Source organism: Stenotrophomonas maltophilia group sp. RNC7 (assembly GCF_030910085.1).
Taxonomy (GTDB): domain Bacteria; phylum Pseudomonadota; class Gammaproteobacteria; order Xanthomonadales; family Xanthomonadaceae; genus Stenotrophomonas; species Stenotrophomonas sepilia.
In genome coordinates, this window is record NZ_JAVFVN010000683.1 from 1 (window position 1) to 360 (window position 360).

At 45.0% G+C, this 360-nt stretch carries 1 protein-coding gene; it reads left to right on the forward strand.

Going from position 1 to position 360, the window contains the following annotated elements; genetic code table 11:
- Positions 1–360: serine hydrolase domain-containing protein (locus RCF13_RS14690; protein WP_308141287.1), on the forward strand; the 360-nt coding region annotated here is incomplete at both ends.

Below are 360 nucleotides of genomic sequence, written 5' to 3' on the forward strand. Positions count from 1 at the left end.
ACCGGTCTATGCATTTTCTGAAAATGAAATCCGTACGACGCTCCATTCGGATGAGATACAACATATTATCTCGCAAGCGATGGAGGGAGATAAGGCTCCCGGAGCATCAATAACTGTAACAAACGGGACGGAAATCCTATATGAGCAGTATGGATTCAGCAATATAAGGGCAAAAACGCCGGTAACGGAGGATACATTATTTGAGCTTGGCTCAACCACAAAAGCATTTACGGCGTTGGCGATGCTGGCACTTGAGGACGAGGGTGTCCTTTCGCTTGAGGATAATGTCTCCAAATATGTGCCCTGGTTTAACGTAAACTACAACGGCAAAAATGTCGAAATTACCATTGAGCAGCTGAT